This window comes from Tenacibaculum adriaticum, assembly GCF_008124875.1.
In the GTDB taxonomy this organism is placed as follows: Bacteria; Bacteroidota; Bacteroidia; order Flavobacteriales; family Flavobacteriaceae; genus Polaribacter; species Polaribacter adriaticus.
Genome location: NZ_VNIA01000002.1, coordinates 84,210 through 107,936 on the forward strand (window position 1 = coordinate 84,210; position 23,727 = coordinate 107,936).

Genomic DNA, 23,727 nt, shown 5'->3' on the forward strand with positions numbered 1-23,727 from the left:
GGATTACCTGTTTACAAAAATACTATATTTTTTTAGTTATAAAAAATCAACTTCTAATTTTCTGTACGTCATAGATAGTTGTATTTTTGTCAATCATATTTCAAAAACAATGCCAAAAATGAATATTCCATCAAAATATAATGCAAACGAAGTAGAAGGTAAGTGGTATGACTACTGGATGAAGCATAATTATTTTCATAGTGAAGTTGATAAACGAGAGCCATACACTATAGTAATTCCTCCTCCTAATGTTACAGGAGTATTACATATGGGACATATGTTAAATAATACCATACAAGATGTATTAATTCGTCGTGCACGTTTACAAGGCAAAAATGCATGTTGGGTTCCAGGTACAGATCATGCATCTATTGCAACCGAAGCTAAAGTTGTTGCTAAGTTAAAAGAAGCAGGAATTAATAAAGATGATTTAACTCGTGAAGAATTTTTGAAACATGCTTTTGAATGGAAAAATGAGTATGGTGGAATTATTCTTGAGCAATTAAAAAAATTAGGAGCTTCGTGTGATTGGGAACGTACAAAGTTTACCATGGATGATGACATGAGTGAATCTGTAATTAAAGTTTTTGTTGATTTATATAATAAAGGAATGATTTACCGTGGTTATCGAATGGTAAATTGGGATCCTGAAGCAAAAACAACACTTTCTGATGAGGAAGTTATTTATGAAGAGCGTCAAGGGAATTTATATTACTTACAATATGATATCGTTGGTTCTGATGAAAAAGTAACCATTGCAACGACACGTCCTGAAACTATTTTGGGAGACTCGGCAATTTGTATCAATCCAAATGATGAAAGATTTTCACATTTAAAAGGAAAGAAAGCTATTGTTCCATTATGTAATCGTGAAATTCCGATTATTGAAGACGAATATGTAGATGTTGAATTTGGTACAGGATGTTTAAAAGTAACACCCGCTCATGATGAAAATGACAAGGTTTTAGGAGAGAAACATAAGTTAGAAGTAATAGATATTTTTAATGAAGATGCAACTCTAAATTCTTTCGGTTTACATTATAAAGGAAAAGATCGTTTTGTTGTTCGTAAAGAAATATCTAAAGAATTAGAAGAAAAAGGTTACTTAGTAAAAGTAGAACAACATACAAATAAAGTTGGAACTTCTGAAAGAACCAAAGCTGTAATCGAACCAAGATTATCAGATCAATGGTTTTTAAAAATGGAAAAACTAGCAAAACCCGCTATTGACGCTGTTTTAGGAGAAGATAGTGATGTAAAATTATATCCTAAGAAATTTGAGAATACCTATCGTCATTGGATGGAAAACATTCGTGATTGGAATATTTCTCGTCAGTTATGGTGGGGTCAACAAATTCCTGCATTTTATTTCGGGGACGGAAAAGAAGACTTTGTTGTTGCAGAAAAAATAGAAGATGCCGTAAAATTGGCACAAGAAAAAACAGGAAACAGCTCTTTATCAGCTTCAGATTTAAGACAAGATCCTGATGTATTAGATACTTGGTTCTCTTCTTGGTTATGGCCAATGTCGGTTTTCGACGGAATTCGTAATCCAGAGAATGAAGAAATTAATTATTATTACCCAACCAATGATTTAGTAACAGGACCAGATATTTTATTTTTCTGGGTTGCTCGTATGATTATTGCTGGATATGAATACAAAGGAGAGCGCCCGTTTGAAAATGTATATTTAACAGGGTTGGTACGTGACAAGCAACGTCGCAAAATGAGTAAATCTTTAGGAAACTCACCAGATGCCTTAAAGTTAATTGAAGATTTTGGTGCAGACGGGGTTCGTGTTGGTTTGTTATTAAGTGCAGCTGCTGGAAATGATTTAATGTTTGATGAAGATTTATGTCAGCAAGGAAAAGGTTTTGCTAACAAAATATGGAATACCTTCCGTTTAATAAAAGGTTGGGAAATTGATGAAACTTTAGAGCAACCAGAAACTGCTAAAATAGGTTTAGCTTGGTATGAGGCTAAGTTTCAAAAAGCTTTGATAGAAATAGAAGATCATTTTAGTAAATACCGTTTATCTGACGCCTTAATGGTAATTTATAAGTTGATTACAGATGATTTTTCTTCATGGTTATTAGAAATCGTTAAACCAGGATATCAACAACCTATAGATGCTAAGACATATAAAGAAGTAATAAAAGTTTTAGAAAATAATCTAAAAGTTTTACACCCATTTATGCCTTTCTTAACGGAAGAAATTTGGCAATATATTGCTGATAGAACTCCAGAGGAAGCTTTAATCGTAGCAGAATATCCGAAGGTAAAAGAGAGTAATGAGCAATTAATTTCAGAATTTGAATTTGCTTCAGAAGTAGTTTCAGGGATTAGAACAATTAGAAAAAATAAGAATATTTCGTTTAAAGAAACGATAGATCTATCTGTAATCAATAATGAAAAAGCATCAGAACAATTTGATACTGTTATTAAAAAGTTAGGAAATGTTGCAGAGTTGAGCTATGTATCTGAAAAAGTAGACGGAGCATCATCATATAGAGTTAAATCTAATGAATATTTCGTACCAATTTCTTTAGATAATATTGATGTTGAAGCAGAAATAACAAAGTTAAATGCAGAATTAAAAAGAGCAGAAGGTTTCTTATTTGGAATACAAAAGAAATTATCTAATGAGCGTTTTGTAAATAATGCACCAGAGCAGGTTTTAGCTTTAGAACGTAAAAAAGAAGCAGATACATTAGCTAAAATTGAAACAATTAAAGCGAGTTTGGTTTCTTTACAATAAGATAAGTAGAATATAAAAAAAACTCCGATGTAAATTTACATTGGAGTTTTTTTATGTTTTTAATTCTAGGTTTAATTTTTATCAATAACATCACCAGAACCTACAGAATTTGAGTCTATATACTTAGGTTTACCTTTGTAGTACACACTTCCAGACCCAACTACATTAGCGTCAATTTTTGTTTTTACAGAGGTTTGAACACTACCAGAACCTGCGATATTTGCTTTTAAGTTATCAGCATATAAATCATAAGCTTTTACGCTACCAGAACCCGCAATAGAGCATTTAAAATCTCCTGTATTTCCTTTTAATTTAATGTTTCCCGAGCCACCAATAGAGCTTTTTACAGAGGAAGCATCAACTTCGGCAGTAATGTTACCAGAACCACCTATACTAAAAGAAACATCATTAGCTTTTATGCGTTTTTCAACGTTAATATTACCAGAACCACCTAAAGAAACACCTTCAATTTCTTCAAAAGGAACTGTTACTGTTAGTCTTTTTGTAGTTCTAATGTTTGTATTGTCTTTAAATTTAATTTTTAAAGTTCCTCCACGAACTTCTGTAATTATATAAGGAATAATATTTTCTTCCCCTTCAATAGTTATTTTACCTTCTTTCCCATCAATTAAATTAACATCGAAAGAACCTCCAACACTTACTTCATCAAAATTATCTACAGAGCGTGTTTTTGTAATAACTTTCCCGTTTCCTTTAACTTTTTTTGAATTCCACCAGCTTTGTGCTTCTGAAGAAAAACTGATAAAGATAATTAGACTTGTAATAATTAATTTTTTCATTTTTTAGGTTTTTAATGTTAGTATTATAAATAATATTTATATTTAGTATTCATCCCCCGATGTTATGTTTACTAAAAAATTGGATTTTTATACTTTATTATTCATTTTAACTTCTTTTCTATCACTTTTTTTTATTGATAGTGGTGATGTTATGATTGAAATGGTTATTAAATTGTTGTCGTTAATTTCATTATCCTTTTTGTATCTTAGTAGATCAAAAAAAATAAATTACTGGTATCTTCTAGTATTGCTTTGTTCTATTGTTTCTGATGCTTTTCTAGTTTTTGATGATGCTTTTTTAATTATTGGAACTTTATTTTTACTAATCAACAGAGTTCTTTATATTATTATTGCAAGAAGAGCTTTTTTTGAAACTGAACATAAAACCTTGTTGTTATATTTTCTTCCATTTTTTGCTGTTTTTGCTATTGTTTTCCCTCAATTAAAATCATATTTAGGTGAATTATCGTATACTATTTTAATAATGGGATTGTTGTCAACAATAATGGCCTTGTTTGCATTTATTAATTATTTGAATAAAATGACCATTAAAAATAAATTCTTTTTTTTGGGAATGCTGATAATTACAATTGCTGATATTTTAATTGCATTTAATAAGTTTATAGATTACAAATTATTATATGTTATTTTCTATACCATTCTATATTATATAGCACGTTATTTAATATGCAAAGCTATGATTGTTGAAAAAAATTAATCATTTAACTTAAGAGATACACCGCCATAATTCGATTTTATGTGTAAAATGGAGTTTGAATTTCCTTTACCAAAAAGACCTTCATAATATTTTTTACTCGTTTTTTTAACACTTTTAAACATTTCAACCTTTTCTTCGGGATATCCAAAGCCTGCATAGCCTAAATCAATATTAAATTTAAAATTATTGTTACTTGCTGTTCCTATTTTAATACCTGCATAGCTACCATCAATAGTTACATTTTCAAAACCTTTTGCTAAATTATTAATACGTAACCCTCCATAATCAGTATCAATTTTAAGATTTTTATAGACAGTACCAAATCGCATACCTGCGTAATCTGAGCTTCCACTAACATGTGTTACCTCGTCAACCGTTAAGCTACCATAATCACTACTAAAAGATAAATTATTTACTTTTCCTACTTTTAAAGTGGTGTAATCTATATTTGCTTTTAAATTTTCTGTTTCATCAATAGTAATTTTTGAATAATCAGCATTTAAAGTACCAGATTTCATGTATTTAACATCAGAGCCTCCACAATAATCTAATTCAATAGAGTTGGTTTCATTTAGTAATTTTTCAACTTCTATATTTCCATAATCACATTCTATATTAGCTTTTCCTTCTAATTCATCAAGCTCTATATTACCGTATTTATTATGTAAATCAGCATTATTGGTTTTGGGCATTTTTACCGAGTAATTAATTTCATAATTAAGGTTACTATCATTTCCCCACCAAGACCAGCTAGATTTGGTATTTTCTACCATAGTACGTGCTTCTACTAAATCTTTGGTAGCTTCAAACTTAACGGTAATTGATTGTAATTTGTCTTCAACTTTATCTAAGTTATTGCCTTTGACAGTAATTTTCACATCAATTTCCACTCGGTTTTCATTCCATGTTGTTACTGATACGTTACCATATTTATTATTAATATAAACGGTTGCATTTTTGTTAACAGTATAGGTCTTGTTTATAGTTTTACTTTTTTCATGCTTTTTTGTGTCTGTAGTAAAACTTAACAAAGGGATACATAATATGAATATAAAAAGGTTATATGATTTCATCATTTTGGATATTTAATCTTTCGGGATTGTTTAATAATTCTAATTGGATAAGAAGTTTTTCTAAGACTTCCAATCGTTGTTGGTAGTTAGTAATCATGCCTTGTATTGCATGACGTTCATTACCGTTTGCTTTTAGTTCTTGTCTTAAATTTTTATAATTATCTTCTAATTCTTCAATTTCGTTAAGACTATCTTCAATAATACTTTCTGTTTCTAAGTTTCTATATTTTTCAATTTCTTTTAATTCTTGATTAATAGTTGACACAAAAAAACTTTGAGCTTCTGCCATTTTAGGTGAAACACTGGCCAAATCGTATTGATATTTTTGATGTGAGCTACCCAAATAAAAACCGATAAATAAAACAACTGAAGCTGCAATACTCATCCATTTCCAAGAAAGATTTTTTCCTTTCTTCGGATGCTCAAGTTTGCGCAAAAAACGGGCTTCGTGACCAGAGTGTGGCTCTAGTGTATCGAAACTACTTTCAGCAAAAAAGGTGTGCAATTTATCGTCCATAAACTTGTGTTTTTTGTTGATTAGCAAGTAACACTTGCTTTAATTTCCTTTTTGCTCTCGATATTGTGGTACGTACATTTTCGTTACTATACTTTAATATTTGAGCGATTTCTTCGTAATCATAGCCTTCTATTAAATTTAAAGTGAGGGCTATGCGATAATTCTCTTTTAAATTATTTAAACAGGATAGAACAGATTTAACATCTAAACTGCTATAATTAATATCAGTTTCTTCTATTTCATAATTCGGAATTACTTCCATCTTTACTTCTTCGTAGCGACTATTTTTTTTAAGTTGCGTTAAACTTTTATTAATCACAATTCTTTTTAACCACGCGCCAAATGTAACTTCGCCTTTAAATGAATTTAATTTGGTGAATGCTGTTAAAAAAGCCTCCTGCATTACATCTTCTGCTTCGAATTCATTTTTTAAAATTCGATAAGCAGCATTGTACATGGCCTTATAATAACTCTTATACACTTGCATTTGTGCAGTGCTATCGTTCTTTTTACAGCGTTCAAGTAGTTGGTTGATATGTGTTTGTTGTGCGTTCAATGAAACGTTTCTATATCAAAGACCATACACAATTTAATTTGTGACAGTTTTATTTTTAAATGTAGAAATTTATTTTCTAAAGAAGTATTATAAAATAGATAAAAAGGTTACTTAATACTTAATAGTACAATCATTCGGCTCTATATGAATTAATACATGTCCTAAATTTGGAATTTCTTCTCTTAAATAATCTTTTAGTTTATGGGCTAAATTATGACCTTCTTTTACCGAAATATTACTATCAACAACAGCATGTAAATCAACATGATATTTCATTCCAGCTTTTCGAACAAAGCATTTTTCTATTCCTAAAATTCCAATTACAGTTATTGATTTTTCTCTTATTTCATCAATAAGGTCATCGTAAAGGTGTTCATCCATTATTTCACCAAGAGCAGGTCTAAATATTAAATAACTATTGTATAAAATAAAAGCAGAAGCAAATAATGCAGCCCAATCATCAGCAGCTTCAAAACCTTCTCCAAAAATTAAAGCAATAGTAATTCCTATAAAAGCCATAATGGAAGTGATAGCATCACTTCTATGATGCCAAGCGTCTGCTTTTAAAGAAGAACTATTTGTTTCTTTACTTTTTTTAATAACAATTCTGAAAGAAATTTCTTTCCAAAAAATTATGGCTCCTAAAACAATTAACGTCCAATATTTGGGTGGTTTTTGAGGTGTTTGAATGTTTTGAATACTTTCATAAGCAATTATAGTGGCAGAAATAACAAGAAAAGTGACTACTACAAATGTAATTAAAGGTTCAATTTTTCCATGTCCGTAAGGATGATTTTCATCTGCTGGTCTTTTAGCATATTTAAGTCCAAATAGAACTAAAAGAGAAGAAAAAATATCAGTAATCGATTCAATTGCATCAGCAATCAAAGCGTATGAATTTCCGAAAAATCCAGCAAGCCCTTTTAAGATGGCTAAGCAAGTGTTTCCAATTATACTAAAATAAGCTGTTTTTATAGCGGTTTTTTCGTTGTTCATTTTATTAAACCAATAAGGTAAAAGGTAAAATACTATAGACTAATTAGCAGCCAAGTTATACGAAATAAATTTTACAAGCAAACCAAACTTTTTAAAATATCTATTATATTTGGCATAATGATTGACAAAGTAAAAATCATAGAATGTCCGCGAGATGCAATGCAGGGAATAAAAAGTCATTTTATACCTACAGAAGCTAAAGCCAAGTATATTAATGCACTATTAAAAGTAGGTTTTGATACAATAGACTTTGGTAGTTTTGTTTCACCAAAAGCAATACCTCAAATGAGAGATACTGCAGCTGTTTTGGCAAAGTTAGATTTATCGACAACAACAAGTAAATTGTTAGCTATTGTAGCAAATGTTAGAGGGGCTAACGACGCGTGTCAGTTTGAAGAAATAGATTATTTAGGGTACCCTTTTTCGATATCTGAAAATTTTCAAATGCGTAATACACATAAAACGATACATGAATCAATAGATATTTTGCAAGAAATTTTAGCGATTGCAAGCCGACATAACAAAGAGGTTGTAGCGTACCTTTCTATGGGTTTTGGGAATCCTTACGGAGACCCTTGGAATGTTGATATTGTGAGTAATTGGACTGAAAAACTTGCGAAAATGGGAGTGAAAATTGTATCTTTGTCTGATACAGTAGGTAGTTCAACTCCGAAGGTAATAGATTATTTATTTTCAAATTTAATACCGCAATATTCAGAGATAGAATTTGGAGCTCATTTACACACGACGCCTACAACATGGCATGAAAAAGTAGATAGTGCTTTTAAAGCAGGTTGTAAAAGGTTTGATGGAGCAATAAAAGGTTATGGAGGTTGCCCTATGGCAAAAGATGAATTAACTGGAAACATGCCGACAGAAAAATTATTATCATATTTTACTGCTCTTAGAGTGGAAACTAATATTAAACCAATGAGTTTTGAAAGTGCTTATAACAAAGCATTGGAAGTATTTTAAATGAGATGAAGATTAAATTTTTTATAATATTTTTATTTACAACTATTTTTTCCCAAAACAACTTTAATGAGGTTGGAGATGGTGAAAATTTAGGCTCATGGAAAATTCAAAATGGAATACTCATAGAAAATGAAGCTGAAAAAACAGATTTAGCTTTATATAATTGGAATATATTTTATAGTATTTTTCCAAAAAGACTTACTCAGAAATATATAAAAAGACTCGTATTAATATCTGATGGAGTTGATGAAAAAACAGGAGCTTTAGGTGCTTTAAATAAGACTAATACAGAATGGCAATTAGTTTTGGATCCTGCAGATGTTGATTTCACTTCGAAAAACAGAGAGCGTGTACATCAATCTATTTATACTCTAGTACATGAATTTGGTCACCTTTTAACCTTAAATAATACTCAAATTATACCTACTACAAAAAAAGAGGTAGATATGAATGAGCCTTACTTAACTATTGAAGGGCAAGCGCTAAAAGATAGTTATATTAATATGTTTGTTATTCGTTTTTGGAATGGTAGTTTGTTAAAAGAGTGGGATCATATTCAAAAAAAGTATTGTTTTACAGAACAAAAAAGTTGTATTGAGAAACTATATGGTTTGTATCAAGAAAACTACACAGATTTTTTAACAGATTACGCTGCTGAAAGTCCAGAAGAAGATATTGTTGAAAGCTGGACGGCTTTTGTTTTTCGTGATAAAGTAGATGATCCTCAAACTGTGGCGGAGCAAAAAATGAACTTCTTTTATCAATTCCCAGAATTAGTTAATTACAGGAAAATTATTCGTAAAAATATACTTAAATATCTAAACTAGATTGTCTAAATTAAGTTAAAACATTTATACATGAAATTATTTAGATCATTATTGTATATTCTGTTATTGGTTGTTATCGTTGCGTGTGTAATCTCATCAAAAACAATCACAAAAAATTCTTCAAAAACAAATCAATCTAAGAAATTAAAAGAACGGTATTTATTCAAAAAAGAACCTGGTAAATTTTATTTTACAGTTTTACAATTAAATGACGTTTATGAAATAGCTCCAATACAAGGTGGAAAATATGGCGGTATGGCTAGAGTAGAAACCGTTCATCAAGAGTTATTAAATGAAAATCCTAATACAATGTTGGTATTGGCAGGAGATTTTTTAAATCCATCTTTGCTTGGTACCATAAAAGTGGATGGAGAACGTGTGAGAGGAAAACAAATGGTAGAAGTGATGAATACAATGAATTTTGACTTAGTTACTTTTGGAAATCATGAATTTGATTTAAGTTATAATCAATTACAAAATCGACTAAATGAAAGTGATTTTGAATGGGTTTCTGCTAATGTATTACACAATAAAGAAGGAAAAAGCCATTATTTTCATAAAATTAAGGATGGAAAGAAAGAGGCTTTAAATGATAGTTATATTCAAGAATTTTATAATGGTAAAAACTCTTTAAAAGTTGGTTTTATTAGTGTTTGTTTACCATCTAATCCGAGAAGTTATGTAACCTATAACGATATTTATATAGAAGCGGAACGGTCGTATAATGAAATTAAGAATCAAGTAGATGTTGTTCTTGGTTTAACACATGTAAAAATAGAAGAAGATAGAGAAATAGCAAAGATGTTACCCAATTTGCCTTTAATTATGGGAGGACATGAACATACCAATAATTATGAAACGATTGGTAATGTGAAAATTGCAAAAGCCGATGCAAATGCTAAAACAGTTTATATTCATAGATTTGAGTATGATCCCTTAACCAAGAATACTAAATTGAAATCAGAATTAAAAACTATAGATGATTCAATTTTAGATGATGAAAGAGTAGGAGGAGTAGTTAATAAATGGCAAAAAATATTAAAAACTAAAATAAAAGAAGTAGTTTCTAATCCAGAAGAAGTTATCTATGTAGCCAAAGAGCCTTTAGATGCTAGAGATACACCAGTAAGATCTCAGCAAACCAATATAGGTGAATTAATAGCAAGGGCGATGAGTTTTGCATATAAAGATAAAGTGGACTGTGCGTTGATTAATGGAGGATCAATTCGTATTGATGATGTTTTAACAGGAGAGATTGATGCAGTAGATATTTTTAGAGTTTTACCGTATGGAGGATCAATACTAAAGATTGATATAAAAGGTAGCTTACTAAATCAGGTTTTAGATTATGGAGCTAAAGCAGTAGGAACAGGAGCATACTTACAACATTATGATGTTTCTAAAGTAGGAGAGAAGTGGCGAGTAAAAAATAAACCTATAGAAGACAATAAAACATATTCAGTAGCTATTTCTGATTACTTAATAAAAGGTTTTGATATTCCTTTTTTAAAAGAAAGCAACACAGAAGTTATTAAAGTTTATATTCCAAAACCAGAAGAATTAGCTTACGATATTAGACGTGCTATTATTCAGTATTTAAAAAACCAATAAAGAAAACCCTTTATTTTTATTTAAAATAAATCCAAATAAACTTTGGGCAAAAAGTATTTGTTCAATACATTTGCTGAAAATTATTAAAATTAAATCTAAATAAAAATGAAAAGAATATTTCTTTCAATGTTAGCTGTTTCAGTATTAGTTTTTTCTTCTTGTTCAAAAGACGATACTCCAACTACAGGAGTAACTGCACCAGCAACATATAAGTTTGAAAGAGCTGGAAGTTCTACTGTAAGTTTTTCAGGTCAAACTACTCGTATTTTAATGGCAGAAGAATTAGTTTCTGCATTAAAAGATCCTTTAAAAACTACAGAAGCACTCAATGGAATGTTTGCTCATGCAGAAGGTGTTAATGACTTCCCTGATGCAGATTTAAATGCTTCTTCAAAAAATATACATAGTAAAACAGCAGCGTCTAAAGATTACTTTTCATCAAATACAACAGAAGCAAATGCTATTAAAGCTAAGTTTGAAGCTTGGATTACAGCTCAAGTTGATGAAGTTTTTCCAAATTGGGACGTAGACGCAGAAGTTGGAGTTGCTGGTAAAATTCAAGAAGCAGGTGGTGGTTCTACTCGTTATGTAAATGGAAAAGGGTTAGAATTAAATCAAGCGTTTGCTAAATCATTAATTGGAGGATTAATGACTGATCAAATTTTGAACAATTATTTAAGTGTAAGTGTTTTAGATGAAGCTTCTAACGTTTCTGATAATGATAATGATGTTTTGATTACAGATAAAAACTATACAACAATGGAGCATAAGTGGGATGAAGCTTATGGATATTTGTATGGTGCAGAAGTTGATGCTACAATTCCTGTTTTAGGAGCAGATAGTTTTTTAAATAAATATGTTAATAGTGTAGATAGCGATGATGATTTTGCAGGAATTGCTAATGATATATATGAAGCATTTAAATTAGGTCGTGCTGCAATTGTAGCTAAAGACTATGAAGTAAGAGACGCACAAGCAAATATTATTAGAGAGGCAGTTTCTAAAGTAATAGCGATAAGAGCTGTTTATTATTTACAAACAGGTAAAGAAAGTTTAAGTACAGATAAAGCTGCTGCCTTCCACGATTTATCTGAAGGTTTTGGTTTTATTCAATCTTTACGTTTTACTCGTAGTGCTAGTACAAATCAACCTCATTTACCAGTTGCTGAGATTGAAGCTTTCTTAGGTGTTTTAATGGATGGAAATGGATTTTGGTCGGTTTCAGCAGATGCATTAGATCAAATTTCAACTAGAATTGCTTCTGTCTACGGATTTACTGTTGCTGAAGCAGCTAATTAAAATCTGTTCTAAATAAAAATAAATCATTAAAAAGTAGCTGTTTTTACAGCTACTTTTTATATTTGCATCAACTTTATTTAGAATAAATAGAAATAAAAATGTTTAAAAAAATAGCCACATTACTAATAGTATCTATTGTTATAATTTCTTGTTCTGGTTCTTCTGATGGTCCTTCTGGTACTACTGATAACTTTGATAGAGAAGCAATGTTGTCAAACCTAGCTAATAATATTATTGTTCCGGCTTTTGCTGATTTCAAAACAAAAATAGAAGGCTTAAAATCTTCGGCTGAAACATTTTCACAAACTCCAGATCAAACAAATTTAGATGCGTTAAGACAAGCTTGGTTCAACGCTTATAAAACATGGCAACATGTAGCAATGTTTGAAATTGGTAAAGCAGAAGAATTACAATTTGTATACTTTTTTAATATCTATCCATTAACAGTTGCTGATGTAGAAACAAATATAGCTAATGGTACTTATGATTTGAATCATGTTAATAATCACGATGCTCAAGGTTTTCCTGCACTAGATTATTTATTATACGGAATAGGGGCTAACGATACAGAAATTTTGGTTAAATATACTACAGATGCAAATGCAGCTAACTATAAAAAGTATATTACGGATATTGTTGCTAAAATGGATGAGATTATTGAGGCTATTGTAAACGATTGGAACGGAGCCTATAAAAATTCATTTATAACATCTTCAGGAAATACAGCAACTAGCTCTTTAAACAAATTTGTAAACGATTATATTTTTTATTATGAAAAAAGATTAAGAGCCAACAAGTTTGGGATACCAGCGGGAAATTTTTCTACCAATTCATTACCAGAAAAAGTAGAGGCTTTTTATAAACAAAATATATCTAAAGAGTTAGCGCTAGAGGCTCTAACCGCTGTTCAAAATGTTTTTACAGGTAAAGCCTATAATGGATCTACAACAGGGGAGAGTTTTAAAACGTATTTAGAGAATTTAGGTAGAAATGATTTAGTTACCTTAATTACTAATCAGTTTAATACAGCAAAAGCACAAATTAACACGTTAGATAATAATTTTTATCAGCAAATAAATACAGATAATAATCAAATGACAATGGCTTATGATGAATTACAAAAAGCAGTTGTTTTATTAAAAGTAGATATGTTACAAGCTTTTAATGTAAGTGTTGATTATGTAGATGCAGATGGAGATTAATCTTAATAAAATATAACGACAAAGCTGCTTGGTTTCAGGCAGCTTTTTTATGATTAAAAATGTTAATTAAAAACTATTTATCACAACAAGTAAACTCCGCTTCATTAGCGGTTTTTCGAGTTTTATTTGGTATAATGATGTTTTTAAGTATTGTGCGTTTTTGGTATAATGGTTGGGTAGAAAAATTATACATTCAACCCAAATTTTTCTTTTCTTATTACGGATTTGAATGGGTAAAACCATTGGGGATTTATACTTATTTATTATTTATTTTCTGTGGATTATCAGCTTTGTTTGTTGCTTTTGGATTTAAATATCGATTCGCAATTATCGCTTTCTTTTTAAGTTTTACTTACATAGAATTGATGGATAAAACCACGTATTTAAATCATTACTATTTTATAAGTATTCTAAGCTTTGTACTCATTTTTTTGCCAGCAAATGCTCGAATTTCGGTAGATGCTTTTATTAGAAAAAAAGAATATGTATCTATTCCCAAATGGACGGTTGATAGTATTAAAGTTCTATTAGGAATTGTTTATTTTTACGCAGGCTTAGCCAAATTAAATTCCGATTGGTTATTTAGAGCAATGCCTCTTAAAATTTGGCTTCCTTCAAAATATGATTTACCATTGATTGGTAATAGTTTCATGCATCAAGAATGGTTTCATTTCGTTATGAGTTGGGGAGGTGCTATTTATGATTTAACCATTCCGTTTTTATTGTTATATAAAAGAACTCGACTTTTGGCGTTTGTTCTAGTTATGTTTTTTCATGTTTTTACAAGAGTATTGTTTCCGATAGGAATGTTCCCTTTCATAATGATAGTTTCTACCTTAATTTTCTTTGAAACTAGTTTTCATGAAAGAATTATTAATTGGGTTAAAAAGGTGTTTTCTGTTTCAACAGATAAATTACAACAAGTTCAGAATTATCAGTATAAAAACAGACTTTCAGTTGGGGTAATTACTGTATTTTTGTTCATTCAAATTCTATTTCCATGGAGGTATTTATTGTATCCTGGAGAATTATTTTGGACAGAAGAAGGTTATCGTTTTTCCTGGCGAGTTATGTTAATGGAAAAAGCAGGGTATTCAAATTTTAAAATTGTTGATGATGTAACAAAAGAAAGTTTTTACGTCAATAATGCTGATTATTTAAGCTCTTTTCAGGAAAAGCAAATGAGTTCTCAGCCTGATTTTATTTTAGAATATGCTCATTTTTTAGGAGATCATTATACAAATAAAGGATACAAAAATATTGAAGTTTATACAGATAGCTATGTAGCTTTAAACGGACGTTTAAGCAGTCGCTTTATAGACTCAAATGTTGATTTATACCAACAAAGAGAAAGTTTTAAACATAAAGATTGGATTTTACCTTTTACAGATGAAATTAAAATTAAAGGATTATAGTTTTTTTATTTTTTTATTGATGATTTCATCATCAATTTTTGCACAAACAAAAATATCAGGATATGTAACGTCACAAGACAAAAAAGCGTTGCAAAAAGTTAAGGTTTTTGATGCTTCAGGTAATGTGTTAGCATCAACAAATTTAAAAGGGCACTTTGAGTTTAAAACAAATAAAAAGCAGTTTTCAGTAGTTTTTTTTATAGATGGATATGAATTAAATGAACAAAAAATTACTGTTGAAAATAAGACAGAATATAATATCGTTTTAAATTCTTTTTCTGAAGAATTATCAGAAGTAGAAATTAAGGCGCAAAAACGTAAAGTTTTTGAATTAAAACGTTTAAGAGATGTAGAGCAAACTGCTATTTATGCGGGTAAAAAAACAGAAGTAGTTTTGGTAAGTCAATCTACAGCAGCATTAGCATCGAACAATGCTCGTCAAATTTACAGTCAGGTAGCAGGATTAAACATTTTTCAAAATGATGATGCCGGATTACAATTAAATATAGGAGGTCGTGGTTTAGATCCTAACAGAACTTCTAATTTTAACACTCGTCAAAATGGATATGATATTAGTGCTGATGTATTGGGGTATCCAGAAAGCTATTATACACCTCCAGCAGAAGCATTAGATGAAATTCAAGTTATAAGAGGAGCGGCATCGCTACAGTACGGAACTCAATTTGGTGGTTTAATAAATTTTGTGATGAAAAAGCCGAATCCTAATAAATCATTAGAAATTATAACTCGTTCTACATTAGGTAGTAACAATTTGTATACTAATTTTACTAGTGTTGGAGGAACATCAAATAAACTAAGTTATTACAGTTATTATAATTATAAACAAGGAGACGGATTTAGACCAAATTCTGAATTTAGTTCTAAAAATGCTTTTGTACATATAGGTTATGAATTTAATGATAAAACAAAAATAGAAGCTGAAGTAACTTACTTAAATTATTTAGCACAACAAGCTGGAGGATTAACGGACGCTATGTTTGAAGAGAATATTTTTCAGAGTAATAGGCCAAGAAACTGGTTTAAAGTAGATTGGTTGTTGTTTAACTTAAAATTTTCTCATAATTTTTCTGATGATGCAAAGTTTACTTTTAATTTCTTCGGGTTAGATGCAACAAGAAAAGCTTTAGGCTTTAGAACAAATAGGGTTAATCAAGCCGATAATAATGGAGTAAGAGATTTAATTAAAGGAGATTATAAAAATTTTGGTTTTGAAACACGGTTTTTAAATACGTATACTTTACTTAATAAAAAATCAACTTTTTTAATTGGAACTAAATTTTATAAAGCTAATAATACTTCTGCGCAAGGCCCAGGTTCAGATGAATCAGACGCAAATTTTAATTTTTCTTTTGATGAATTTCCTAATTATACATCACAGTCAAACTATAAAAATCCAAACACAAACATTGCAGTTTTTGGAGAAAATATTATTTATTTAAACAATAAACTATCAATAACACCAGGTGCTCGTTTTGAATATATAAAAACACAAAGTGATGGTTATTTTAAGAAAATAAACTTAGATGGGGCTGGTAATGTAATTTTAAACGAAACGATAGCTACTGATGAAAATAATGAACGTTCTTTTGTGTTATTAGGAATAGGGGCTAGCTATAAACCTTCAACAGCTATAGAATTTTATGCTAATATTTCACAAAATTATAGATCGGTTACTTTTTCAGATTTAAACATTGTAAATCCGTCTTTTGAAATAGGAGTTTTAGGAGATGAAAAAGGATTTACTTCTGATTTAGGAGCAAGAGGTAATTTCAAAGGTTTTATTTCTTATGACATTGGCGTTTTTGGATTGTTTTATAATAATAGAATCGGTTTAGTTGCAAAAGGATTATCTGACGGTAGTGTAGTGCAAGAAAGAACAAATGTAGGAGATGCTAGAATCTTAGGTGTTGAAAGTTTAGTAGATTTTAATTTGAAAAAAATACTAAACTTTAGTAATGAATTTAGTTTCAATTATTTTATAAATGCTTCATTTATTCAATCAGAATACACACGTTCTATTAGAAATACAGTTAAAGGAAATCAAGTTGAATTTGTGCCAGACATGAACTTAAAAACTGGATTAAAATTTGGCTATAAAAACTTTTTATCGAGTATTCAGTATACTTATTTAGGAGAACAATTTACAGATGCATCAAATTCGGTTAATCCTAGTTTAAGTGGCGTGAATGGATTAATTTATGCTTATGATGTATTAGATTTTTCGGCTTCTTACAAATACAAATATTTTAAACTCGAAACAGGGGTAAATAATATGTTAGATAATCATTATTTTACTAGAAGAGCAACAGGTTATCCTGGTCCGGGAATTATTCCTTCAGCGCCAAGAAATTGGTATGTAACTTTAGAAATAAAGTTGTAGATCAGTTTTACCAATTCTAAACTAAATTACAATGTTTAGGTTTTACTTGAATGAAATATGTAATAATGATTTCGAGTGTGTTAATGACATTTGCTTATTCAACATCTGTTTTAACAATTCTATAGCAATTATATTTTAGTAAACAGAATTCTAAATAATTATTTTTTAATTACAAGTTTTTTGCAATTTGATTTTTATTACTTTTACATAAATGGAAATCAATATGTTACAGTCGATCAATTTACAAGAAAAGTTATTAAGAGTTCGAAATAAAAAACTTAAAAAAGTAGACGTTTTAGCCTGGGTTCAAAAAATTTTTATTGAAGTAGACGAGAGATATAATTCTACTGAAGAGCGGTTAAAAAGAGTGGATAACATTACATTAAACCAATTCAATATTAATAAAACAGACACTGATGCAATTTTTCATATTGATCAAATAAAAAAGATTTGTATTGATTATCGACTTCGTTTTTTAGATGCAAAATATTTTAAAAGCGATTATCCTTCTGAAGTAATTATCAAAATTCATCAATTAGAAAAAGAGCATAATACAAAACTTCATGGGTTTAAAATTGTTGCTCCTTCAGTTTTATTCAAATTAAAAAAAGCGGATGACCCAATGCTTTTTGTTCCAATGAGTAATGATTATTATTATCTGGTTCACAAATGGGGTAATGATATGCATCCTTTACGCAAGTTTAAATATTGGGTAATAAGAAATGTAGGAAACTTTGGTATTTCACTTTTTGTTACAAGCTTACTTTTAACATTAGCAACGCATTCGTTCTTTTTTAGAGAACATACTAGTATCGCTTATTTCTTTTTGTTGTTTGTTTTTTATTTGAAAGGAGCTCTAGGTTTAAGTTTATTTTATGGAATCTCATCTGGTAAAAACTTTAGTGAATATGCTTGGAGAAGTAAGTATGATAAAATTTGTTGATGAGGAAAATTTTAATTAAATACAAGCTACTTAAAGAAGCAGCTTGTATTTATTATAAAGATTAAAGAGCATTGATAAAAGCTAACAAAGCATCTCTATCGCTTTTTGAAAAATTTGTATACATATTTTTAGAGTTTTCAGCTTCTCCACCATGCCATAAAATAGCTTCTTCTATATTTTTTGCTCTACCATCATGTAAAAAGTTTGTATGTCCATTTACGATACGAGTAAGTCCAATTCCCCATAAAGGACGAGTTTTCCATTCTTTTCCAGTAGCTAAAAAGTCTGGACGACCATCAGCTAAACCTTCTCCCATATCATGTAAAAGCATGTCTGTATATGGGTAAATAGTTTGGTTAGATATAGCAGGAATCCCTGTGAAATTACCAGTTACATGTTTAGGAGTATGACATGAAGAACATTTTGCTTTGTCGAATAATTCATATCCTCTTACAACTTCAGGTTCTTCTAAATTCCGAGCAGCTGGTACTGCTAATGTTCTACAATACAACGTAACTTGGTCTAAAATATCATTAGCAATTTCAGGATCATCATTATTGTTTTGTTCTCCATTTGTTTGTCCAAAACTACTTTCTTGGGAGAAAATATAATTAGTTATTCCTATATCATTGTTATATGCACCAGCAGATTGGATTAAAATTGTAGGAGTATTGGCTTTCCATCCAAAACGACCTAGTTTTATACTTTGGGAAGATGCATCCCAAACATAATTTGCTTTTCCTGAAATACCATCTGCATCTGCATCGTTAATATCTTGTTTTTCAATAATATCTTCTTCTGTAATAGCCTCTAATAACCCTAAACCAAAAACAGGAGGTCCAATTCTTGGAGATAACATTGCATTTGAAGGAAAATCAATATATGATTCAGCTATGCTATAAATAGGTTTTTTTAAGGTAACGGTTGTTCCGTCTTTAAAAGTTACAGGCATGTCTTGATAGTCTACCTGAAATTTTACTTCAGGCGTAACACCGTAAACGGCTTGATTTTGTAATTGCTCACCAAAACCAGGAGTAGGATTAGGTCCTCCGTGTGGGTTTGTGCCAGGTATGCTAGTGCGTAAAAAGAAACCACTTAAACTATTAATATCGCTAGGAAAAGAAGCTCTACCATCTTTTGGGTGACAAGAAACACAGGAAGTATTATTAAACTGAGCACCAAGTCCTGGATTTGTTATTGCAGGAGCAGTAACAAAAGCTTGTTCGAACTGAGCATCTCCTGCTAAGTGAGTTTCTAAATTTTGAGTATTTAAATTTGATGCAGGATTATCGAAAGAAAAAAAACCGTTTTCAAAAACGGTAGTTTCACCTCCTGTTTTATAGCGTTCTGATAAATTTGGAATACTTTTTACAGTTGTTTCATCATAATCTGAAGAACAAGATATGTTAAGTAGAATTGAAAAAAAAGATATTGTTATATAAAATAACTTTTTCATTGTTAGTTATTGTTTTGTTGTTTTTGTAATTTATACATAAAGCTTGAATGATTCCTCACTCAAGCTTTATATATTATTTAGTTTGTATTAAAACTAAAGATTATTATTAATAAGTGGCTTAATTTCACTTTCTAATGTAACCTGTACTGTTTGTACTTTTTCTTGAGCTGTCTCTATAGCAGCTCTATTATTAGTAATAGCAGTGGTAAATGTTCCTGGAATTGCTTCGATAGCAGTAATAGCATCTGTAATTTCTTGTTGAAATTTAGCATCTAAAGCATCATCAAATTCAACAACGATATCTGAGATTCCTTTTCCATCAGTATTATATTTTCCATGATAGGTATTAGATATACTTCTAATATTATTGGCAAAGTCTATTTTAGAGTTATGGCTAAAACGAGATTCTTCTTGTGTTTCATCTCCCGCACCACTGTTACCATTAAAAGGATTTTCAATTTTACCATTACCTACTTCATCAGCGATAGCAATCATACCAGTAACAATATCTAAAATGGCATTTTTTTGAGAACTATAAACTTGGTTAGTTGATTGGCCTGCCGTTAAAAAGTTATCTACATAGTTACCACTTGTAGCATCCCAAGCATTGCTTAATTCAGCAGTTTTAATCTTTAAGTTTTCACAAGCAGCTACTAAATAATCTATTTGTCTATCAGAAAAATCAGCTAATTCTTTATTGCCGTCTATACCCCATAATAAATATTCAATTAAATGAAAACCTTTAGCTTCATTAGCTTGCTGAGATACTGTTGTTTCTGTAATTGTAGGAACATTTGTAGTGTCATTCAATAAATTAGTCATGTCTGTAACATTTACAGGCCAGCTATCAATTGCAGGATCTATACCTAAATCATCAACAGGGCCAAATAAAAAACCTTCAGATTGTTCCCATGGTTGTCTTGCACTACGCCATGCTTGTTTAGTAGCATCTAAATTTGCAGTTGTTCTATCACTTTTAAACTCAGTGGCAGCATCAAATAATAAACTTCCTTTGGTAGCTAAATCATTATATGTTACAACAATAACATTACTCGCTATATTGTTAATGTTTTCACTATAACTTTCAGCTTCTGGTGTTGTTACTGGATCATCATCACTACAAGATGTAGTTGTTAATGCAAATACTGTAATAAATGCAATTTTAAAAATATTTTTTACTGTTTTCATTTTTTATTATTTAAAATTATTAGTTAATATTGAATCCTATTCCTGTTAAAAATGTACGTTCTTTTTGATTAGTTCCTAAACTGTTAATGGCATAATGACCTTTAAAAACTATTTTTGGAGTAATAAAATAATTGACTCCGAAAGTAATCTCACTGCGTTCCCAACGAGGATTATCAAAATATCCTACTTTAGTTGTATGCATAGTATCATAGAAATCATATCTAGTAAAAAGATATAATTGTTGTTTTGTTGTTTTTTGACTTATAAGAGGAAGAATATTGTACATGGCTGAAGCATAATATCCTAAAGCTGTTTTTGCTACTGGTGTTCGTTTAGCTTCTAAAGCGTTTGGTAAATTGTTATTTGCATCAGAAATTTTATCAGAATTCTGTAAATGTCCATATAAAAACATTCCTCTAAATTTGAAATCACCCATGTCTACATTAGTATGAGCATCGATAATAGAAACATTTCCAGAAACATTATCTAATTTGGGTTTTGTTCTGTTTTTATTTGAGTCACCAAAGTAACCACTAATCCCAACAAATCCTTTGTTTGATAAATTATAATCTAAACGAAAAGAAACGGCCATACTTTCTGCATTAATAGTCTCAAACTTTTTTTGTTGACCTCGCAGTATCCAATTGGCAGAACTAAATTCCTCACTATTTAAACCGTTTACAAAAAATAGTTTGTAACTCCATTGATTTCTATTACCAAAATCACCAAGTATCTCAAAACCATTCTCATACCATCCCATAGGTAAAATAGTATTTTCCATTTGAGAACGATATCCAGTTACATATTGAGTAGGGCGATCAAGTTTAGAGCCGTTCCCCATGTATAGTTTTAAACGCCCAACTCTAAAATTTAACCATTTTTTGTATTTAAACAATACATTTAATTGTTCTAAAGCAACTTCACCACCTTTTTCTATTTCATTTTCATATTCCCCAAATTCTTCATAAATATCTAGCTCTTTGGTCGCTCCTGTTCCTCCATGTTCAAATTCAAATTCAGCTTTTAATTGTATTTTATCATTGAAATTATACATTAAATACAAGTTTAAACGCTCTGTGTCAAATGCATTTCTTTTTGTTTTATCTGTATCCCAGTCATAATTATAATAGTTAACAACGCCATATCCTTTTAGCTGAAAGTTGTTGAATATGTTATTATTTTTTTTGTCAATACTATCTTGTTTCAAAAGCTCTGCCTTTAGTTCTGCTTTTATTTCTTGTTTTAATTTTTCTATATCATTTTGAGAAATTAAAAATTGACTTAATAACAAGGAGATTAATAGTAATTTTATTTTCATTACTTTTATTTAGATTTATTCTAATTAAGTTGCAAAAAAAAGACAGTTTTAATTAATTTCAAAATTTATTTAGACTTATTTTAAATAAATTTTAACATAAAAAAGATTAATAAAAACTTAATGTAATAAGTTTGATATTTGTAGTATATTTGCTTGCAATTAATTAACAACACAACAATTGATTGCAATATGAATGCGCACCAATCTAAATTAGTAGGCGAAGGTTTAACTTACGACGATGTTTTACTCGTTCCAGCCTATTCCGAAATACTTCCACGTGAAGTTAATATTCAAACAAAATTTACTCGAAACATAACGATTAATGTGCCTATTATTTCTGCGGCCATGGATACCGTTACCGAAAGTGCTATGGCAATTGCCATGGCAAGAGAAGGAGGGATAGGTGTTTTACATAAAAACATGACGATAGATCAACAAGCACAAGAAGTACGAAAGGTAAAACGTGCAGAAAGTGGTATGATTATAGATCCTGTAACATTAACACTCGAAGCATCTGTAGCAGATGCTAAAACGTTAATGAAAGAGCATAGTATTGGAGGGATACCAATTGTAGATGACAATGGTACTCTTAAAGGAATTGTTACGAATAGAGATTTGCGTTTTGAACATAAAAATGACCGACCAATTATAGAAGTAATGACCAGTGAGAACTTGGTAACTGCTCATGTAGGAACTTCATTAAAAGATGCAGAAAAAATTCTTCAACAAAATAAAATTGAAAAGTTATTAATTGTTGATGAAAATTATAAGCTTTCTGGTTTAATTACATTTCGAGATATTACTAAGGTTACTCAAAAGCCTATAGCGAATAAAGATACTTACGGAAGGTTGCGTGTTGCAGCAGCTTTAGGGGTAACTCCAGATGCAGTTGATAGAGCAGCAGCCTTAGTAAAAGCAGGTGTAGATGCAGTTATTATAGATACAGCACATGGTCATACAAAAGGGGTTGTTTCTGTTTTAAAAGAAATAAAAGAAAAGTTTCCTCAATTAGATGTTGTAGTAGGAAATATTGCAACTCCAGAAGCTGCAAAATATTTAGTAGAAGCAGGAGCAGATGCTGTAAAAGTTGGAATTGGCCCAGGATCTATTTGTACAACGCGTGTGGTAGCAGGAGTTGGTTTTCCTCAATTCTCGGCAGTATTAGAAGTTGCAGCGGCTATTAAAGGAAGTGGAGTGCCTGTAATTGCAGACGGAGGAATTCGTTATACAGGAGATATTCCTAAAGCAATCGCTGCAGGAGCCGATTGTGTAATGTTAGGGTCATTATTAGCAGGTACAAAAGAAAGTCCAGGAGAAACGATTATTTTTGAAGGAAGAAAGTTTAAATCGTATCGTGGAATGGGTTCTATAGAAGCGATGAAAGAAGGTTCTAAAGATCGTTATTTTCAAGATGTAGAAGATGATATTAAAAAATTAGTTCCCGAAGGTATTGTAGGTCGTGTACCTTATAAAGGAGATTTATATGAAAGTATTCATCAATTTATAGGAGGTTTAAGAGCAGGAATGGGATATTGTGGAGCAAAGGATGTTGAAACGCTTAAAACAACAGGAAAGTTTGTTAGACTTACGGCAAGTGGAATAGGTGAAAGCCATCCACATAACGTAACAATTACCAAAGAAGCTCCAAATTATAGTCGTAGATAAGTTAATTCA

Annotated in this window: 19 protein-coding genes; 11 read left to right on the forward strand and 8 right to left on the reverse strand. The window is 30.2% G+C overall.

The window, feature by feature from the left end; genetic code table 11:
- Positions 1-118: 118 nt before the first annotated feature.
- On the forward strand, positions 119-2,758 hold the full coding sequence (locus tag C7447_RS05855) for a valine--tRNA ligase (protein ID WP_148869589.1): 2,640 nt from the start codon (positions 119-121) through the stop codon (positions 2,756-2,758).
- A 71-nt stretch (positions 2,759-2,829) separates the two neighbouring features.
- Here the strand turns inward: C7447_RS05855 and C7447_RS05860 are convergent, their stop codons facing one another.
- Positions 2,830-3,558 carry a head GIN domain-containing protein gene (locus tag C7447_RS05860; RefSeq protein WP_148869590.1) on the reverse strand — a complete coding sequence of 243 codons (729 nt, stop codon included), beginning with the start codon at positions 3,556-3,558 and terminating at the stop codon, positions 2,830-2,832.
- 64 nt (positions 3,559-3,622) lie between these two features.
- Between C7447_RS05860 and C7447_RS05865 the strand changes: the two genes are divergently transcribed.
- The gene (locus C7447_RS05865; protein ID WP_148869591.1) at positions 3,623-4,276 is read left to right on the forward strand and encodes a lysoplasmalogenase family protein; all 654 of its coding nucleotides are present in this window, start codon (positions 3,623-3,625) and stop codon (positions 4,274-4,276) included.
- Here the strand turns inward: C7447_RS05865 and C7447_RS05870 are convergent.
- The 4 genes from C7447_RS05870 to C7447_RS05885 form a co-directional block, all read right to left on the reverse strand.
- The gene (locus tag C7447_RS05870) at positions 4,273-5,352 is read right to left on the reverse strand and encodes a hypothetical protein (RefSeq protein ID WP_148869592.1); all 1,080 of its coding nucleotides are present in this window, start codon (positions 5,350-5,352) and stop codon (positions 4,273-4,275) included. The genes C7447_RS05865 and C7447_RS05870 overlap by 4 nt on opposite strands.
- Positions 5,336-5,866, reverse strand: coding sequence for a hypothetical protein (locus tag C7447_RS05875; protein WP_148869593.1), 531 nt, complete (start codon positions 5,864-5,866; stop codon positions 5,336-5,338). The genes C7447_RS05870 and C7447_RS05875 overlap by 17 nt, the downstream gene beginning before the upstream one ends.
- The gene (locus tag C7447_RS05880; protein ID WP_148869594.1) at positions 5,856-6,422 is read right to left on the reverse strand and encodes an RNA polymerase sigma factor; all 567 of its coding nucleotides are present in this window, start codon (positions 6,420-6,422) and stop codon (positions 5,856-5,858) included. The genes C7447_RS05875 and C7447_RS05880 overlap by 11 nt, the downstream gene beginning before the upstream one ends.
- Before the next feature lie 111 nt (positions 6,423-6,533).
- Complete coding sequence (locus C7447_RS05885; protein ID WP_148869595.1) at positions 6,534-7,418, reverse strand: cation diffusion facilitator family transporter; 885 nt, start codon at positions 7,416-7,418, stop codon at positions 6,534-6,536.
- 117 nt (positions 7,419-7,535) lie between these two features.
- Between C7447_RS05885 and C7447_RS05890 the strand changes: the two genes are divergently transcribed.
- The 8 genes from C7447_RS05890 to C7447_RS05925 all read left to right on the forward strand — a co-directional run bounded on the left by C7447_RS05890 (position 7,536) and on the right by C7447_RS05925 (position 18,091).
- A complete protein-coding gene (locus C7447_RS05890; RefSeq protein ID WP_148869596.1) occupies positions 7,536-8,393 on the forward strand; it encodes a hydroxymethylglutaryl-CoA lyase in 858 nt (285 codons plus the stop codon).
- A 5-nt stretch (positions 8,394-8,398) separates the two neighbouring features.
- Positions 8,399-9,220, forward strand: a complete 822-nt coding sequence (locus C7447_RS05895) for a hypothetical protein (RefSeq protein ID WP_148869597.1) — start codon at positions 8,399-8,401, stop codon at positions 9,218-9,220.
- 30 nt (positions 9,221-9,250) lie between these two features.
- Complete coding sequence (locus C7447_RS05900) at positions 9,251-10,831, forward strand: bifunctional metallophosphatase/5'-nucleotidase (RefSeq protein WP_148869598.1); 1,581 nt, start codon at positions 9,251-9,253, stop codon at positions 10,829-10,831.
- Positions 10,832-10,936: 105 nt separating this feature from the next.
- Positions 10,937-12,130 carry a DUF4856 domain-containing protein gene (locus tag C7447_RS05905; RefSeq protein WP_148869599.1) on the forward strand — a complete coding sequence of 398 codons (1,194 nt, stop codon included), beginning with the start codon at positions 10,937-10,939 and terminating at the stop codon, positions 12,128-12,130.
- A 98-nt stretch (positions 12,131-12,228) separates the two neighbouring features.
- Entirely contained in the window at positions 12,229-13,332 is a 1,104-nt protein-coding gene (locus C7447_RS05910; protein ID WP_148869600.1) for an imelysin family protein, read from the forward strand.
- A gap of 59 nt (positions 13,333-13,391) precedes the next feature.
- Positions 13,392-14,747, forward strand: coding sequence for an HTTM domain-containing protein (locus C7447_RS05915; protein WP_148869601.1), 1,356 nt, complete (start codon positions 13,392-13,394; stop codon positions 14,745-14,747).
- Positions 14,722-17,148: a TonB-dependent receptor domain-containing protein gene (locus C7447_RS05920; protein WP_148869602.1), complete on the forward strand. Its 2,427-nt coding sequence runs from the start codon at positions 14,722-14,724 to the stop codon at positions 17,146-17,148. The genes C7447_RS05915 and C7447_RS05920 overlap by 26 nt, the downstream gene beginning before the upstream one ends.
- A gap of 223 nt (positions 17,149-17,371) precedes the next feature.
- A complete protein-coding gene (locus C7447_RS05925; RefSeq protein ID WP_148869603.1) occupies positions 17,372-18,091 on the forward strand; it encodes a hypothetical protein in 720 nt (239 codons plus the stop codon).
- Between the two features lie 61 nt (positions 18,092-18,152).
- On the opposite strand, the gene C7447_RS05930 is transcribed toward C7447_RS05925, so the two are convergent.
- The 3 genes from C7447_RS05930 to C7447_RS05940 all read right to left on the reverse strand — a co-directional run bounded on the left by C7447_RS05930 (position 18,153) and on the right by C7447_RS05940 (position 22,053).
- Complete coding sequence (locus C7447_RS05930) at positions 18,153-19,547, reverse strand: di-heme oxidoreductase family protein (protein ID WP_148869604.1); 1,395 nt, start codon at positions 19,545-19,547, stop codon at positions 18,153-18,155.
- 93 nt (positions 19,548-19,640) lie between these two features.
- Positions 19,641-20,735: an imelysin family protein gene (locus C7447_RS05935; RefSeq protein ID WP_148869605.1), complete on the reverse strand. Its 1,095-nt coding sequence runs from the start codon at positions 20,733-20,735 to the stop codon at positions 19,641-19,643.
- Positions 20,736-20,754: 19 nt separating this feature from the next.
- Complete coding sequence (locus C7447_RS05940; RefSeq protein WP_148869606.1) at positions 20,755-22,053, reverse strand: autotransporter outer membrane beta-barrel domain-containing protein; 1,299 nt, start codon at positions 22,051-22,053, stop codon at positions 20,755-20,757.
- A gap of 189 nt (positions 22,054-22,242) precedes the next feature.
- Here C7447_RS05940 and guaB point away from each other — a divergent pair, with 189 nt between their 5' ends.
- The gene (gene guaB, locus C7447_RS05945) at positions 22,243-23,718 is read left to right on the forward strand and encodes an IMP dehydrogenase (protein WP_148869607.1); all 1,476 of its coding nucleotides are present in this window, start codon (positions 22,243-22,245) and stop codon (positions 23,716-23,718) included.
- Positions 23,719-23,727 lie beyond the last annotated feature (9 nt).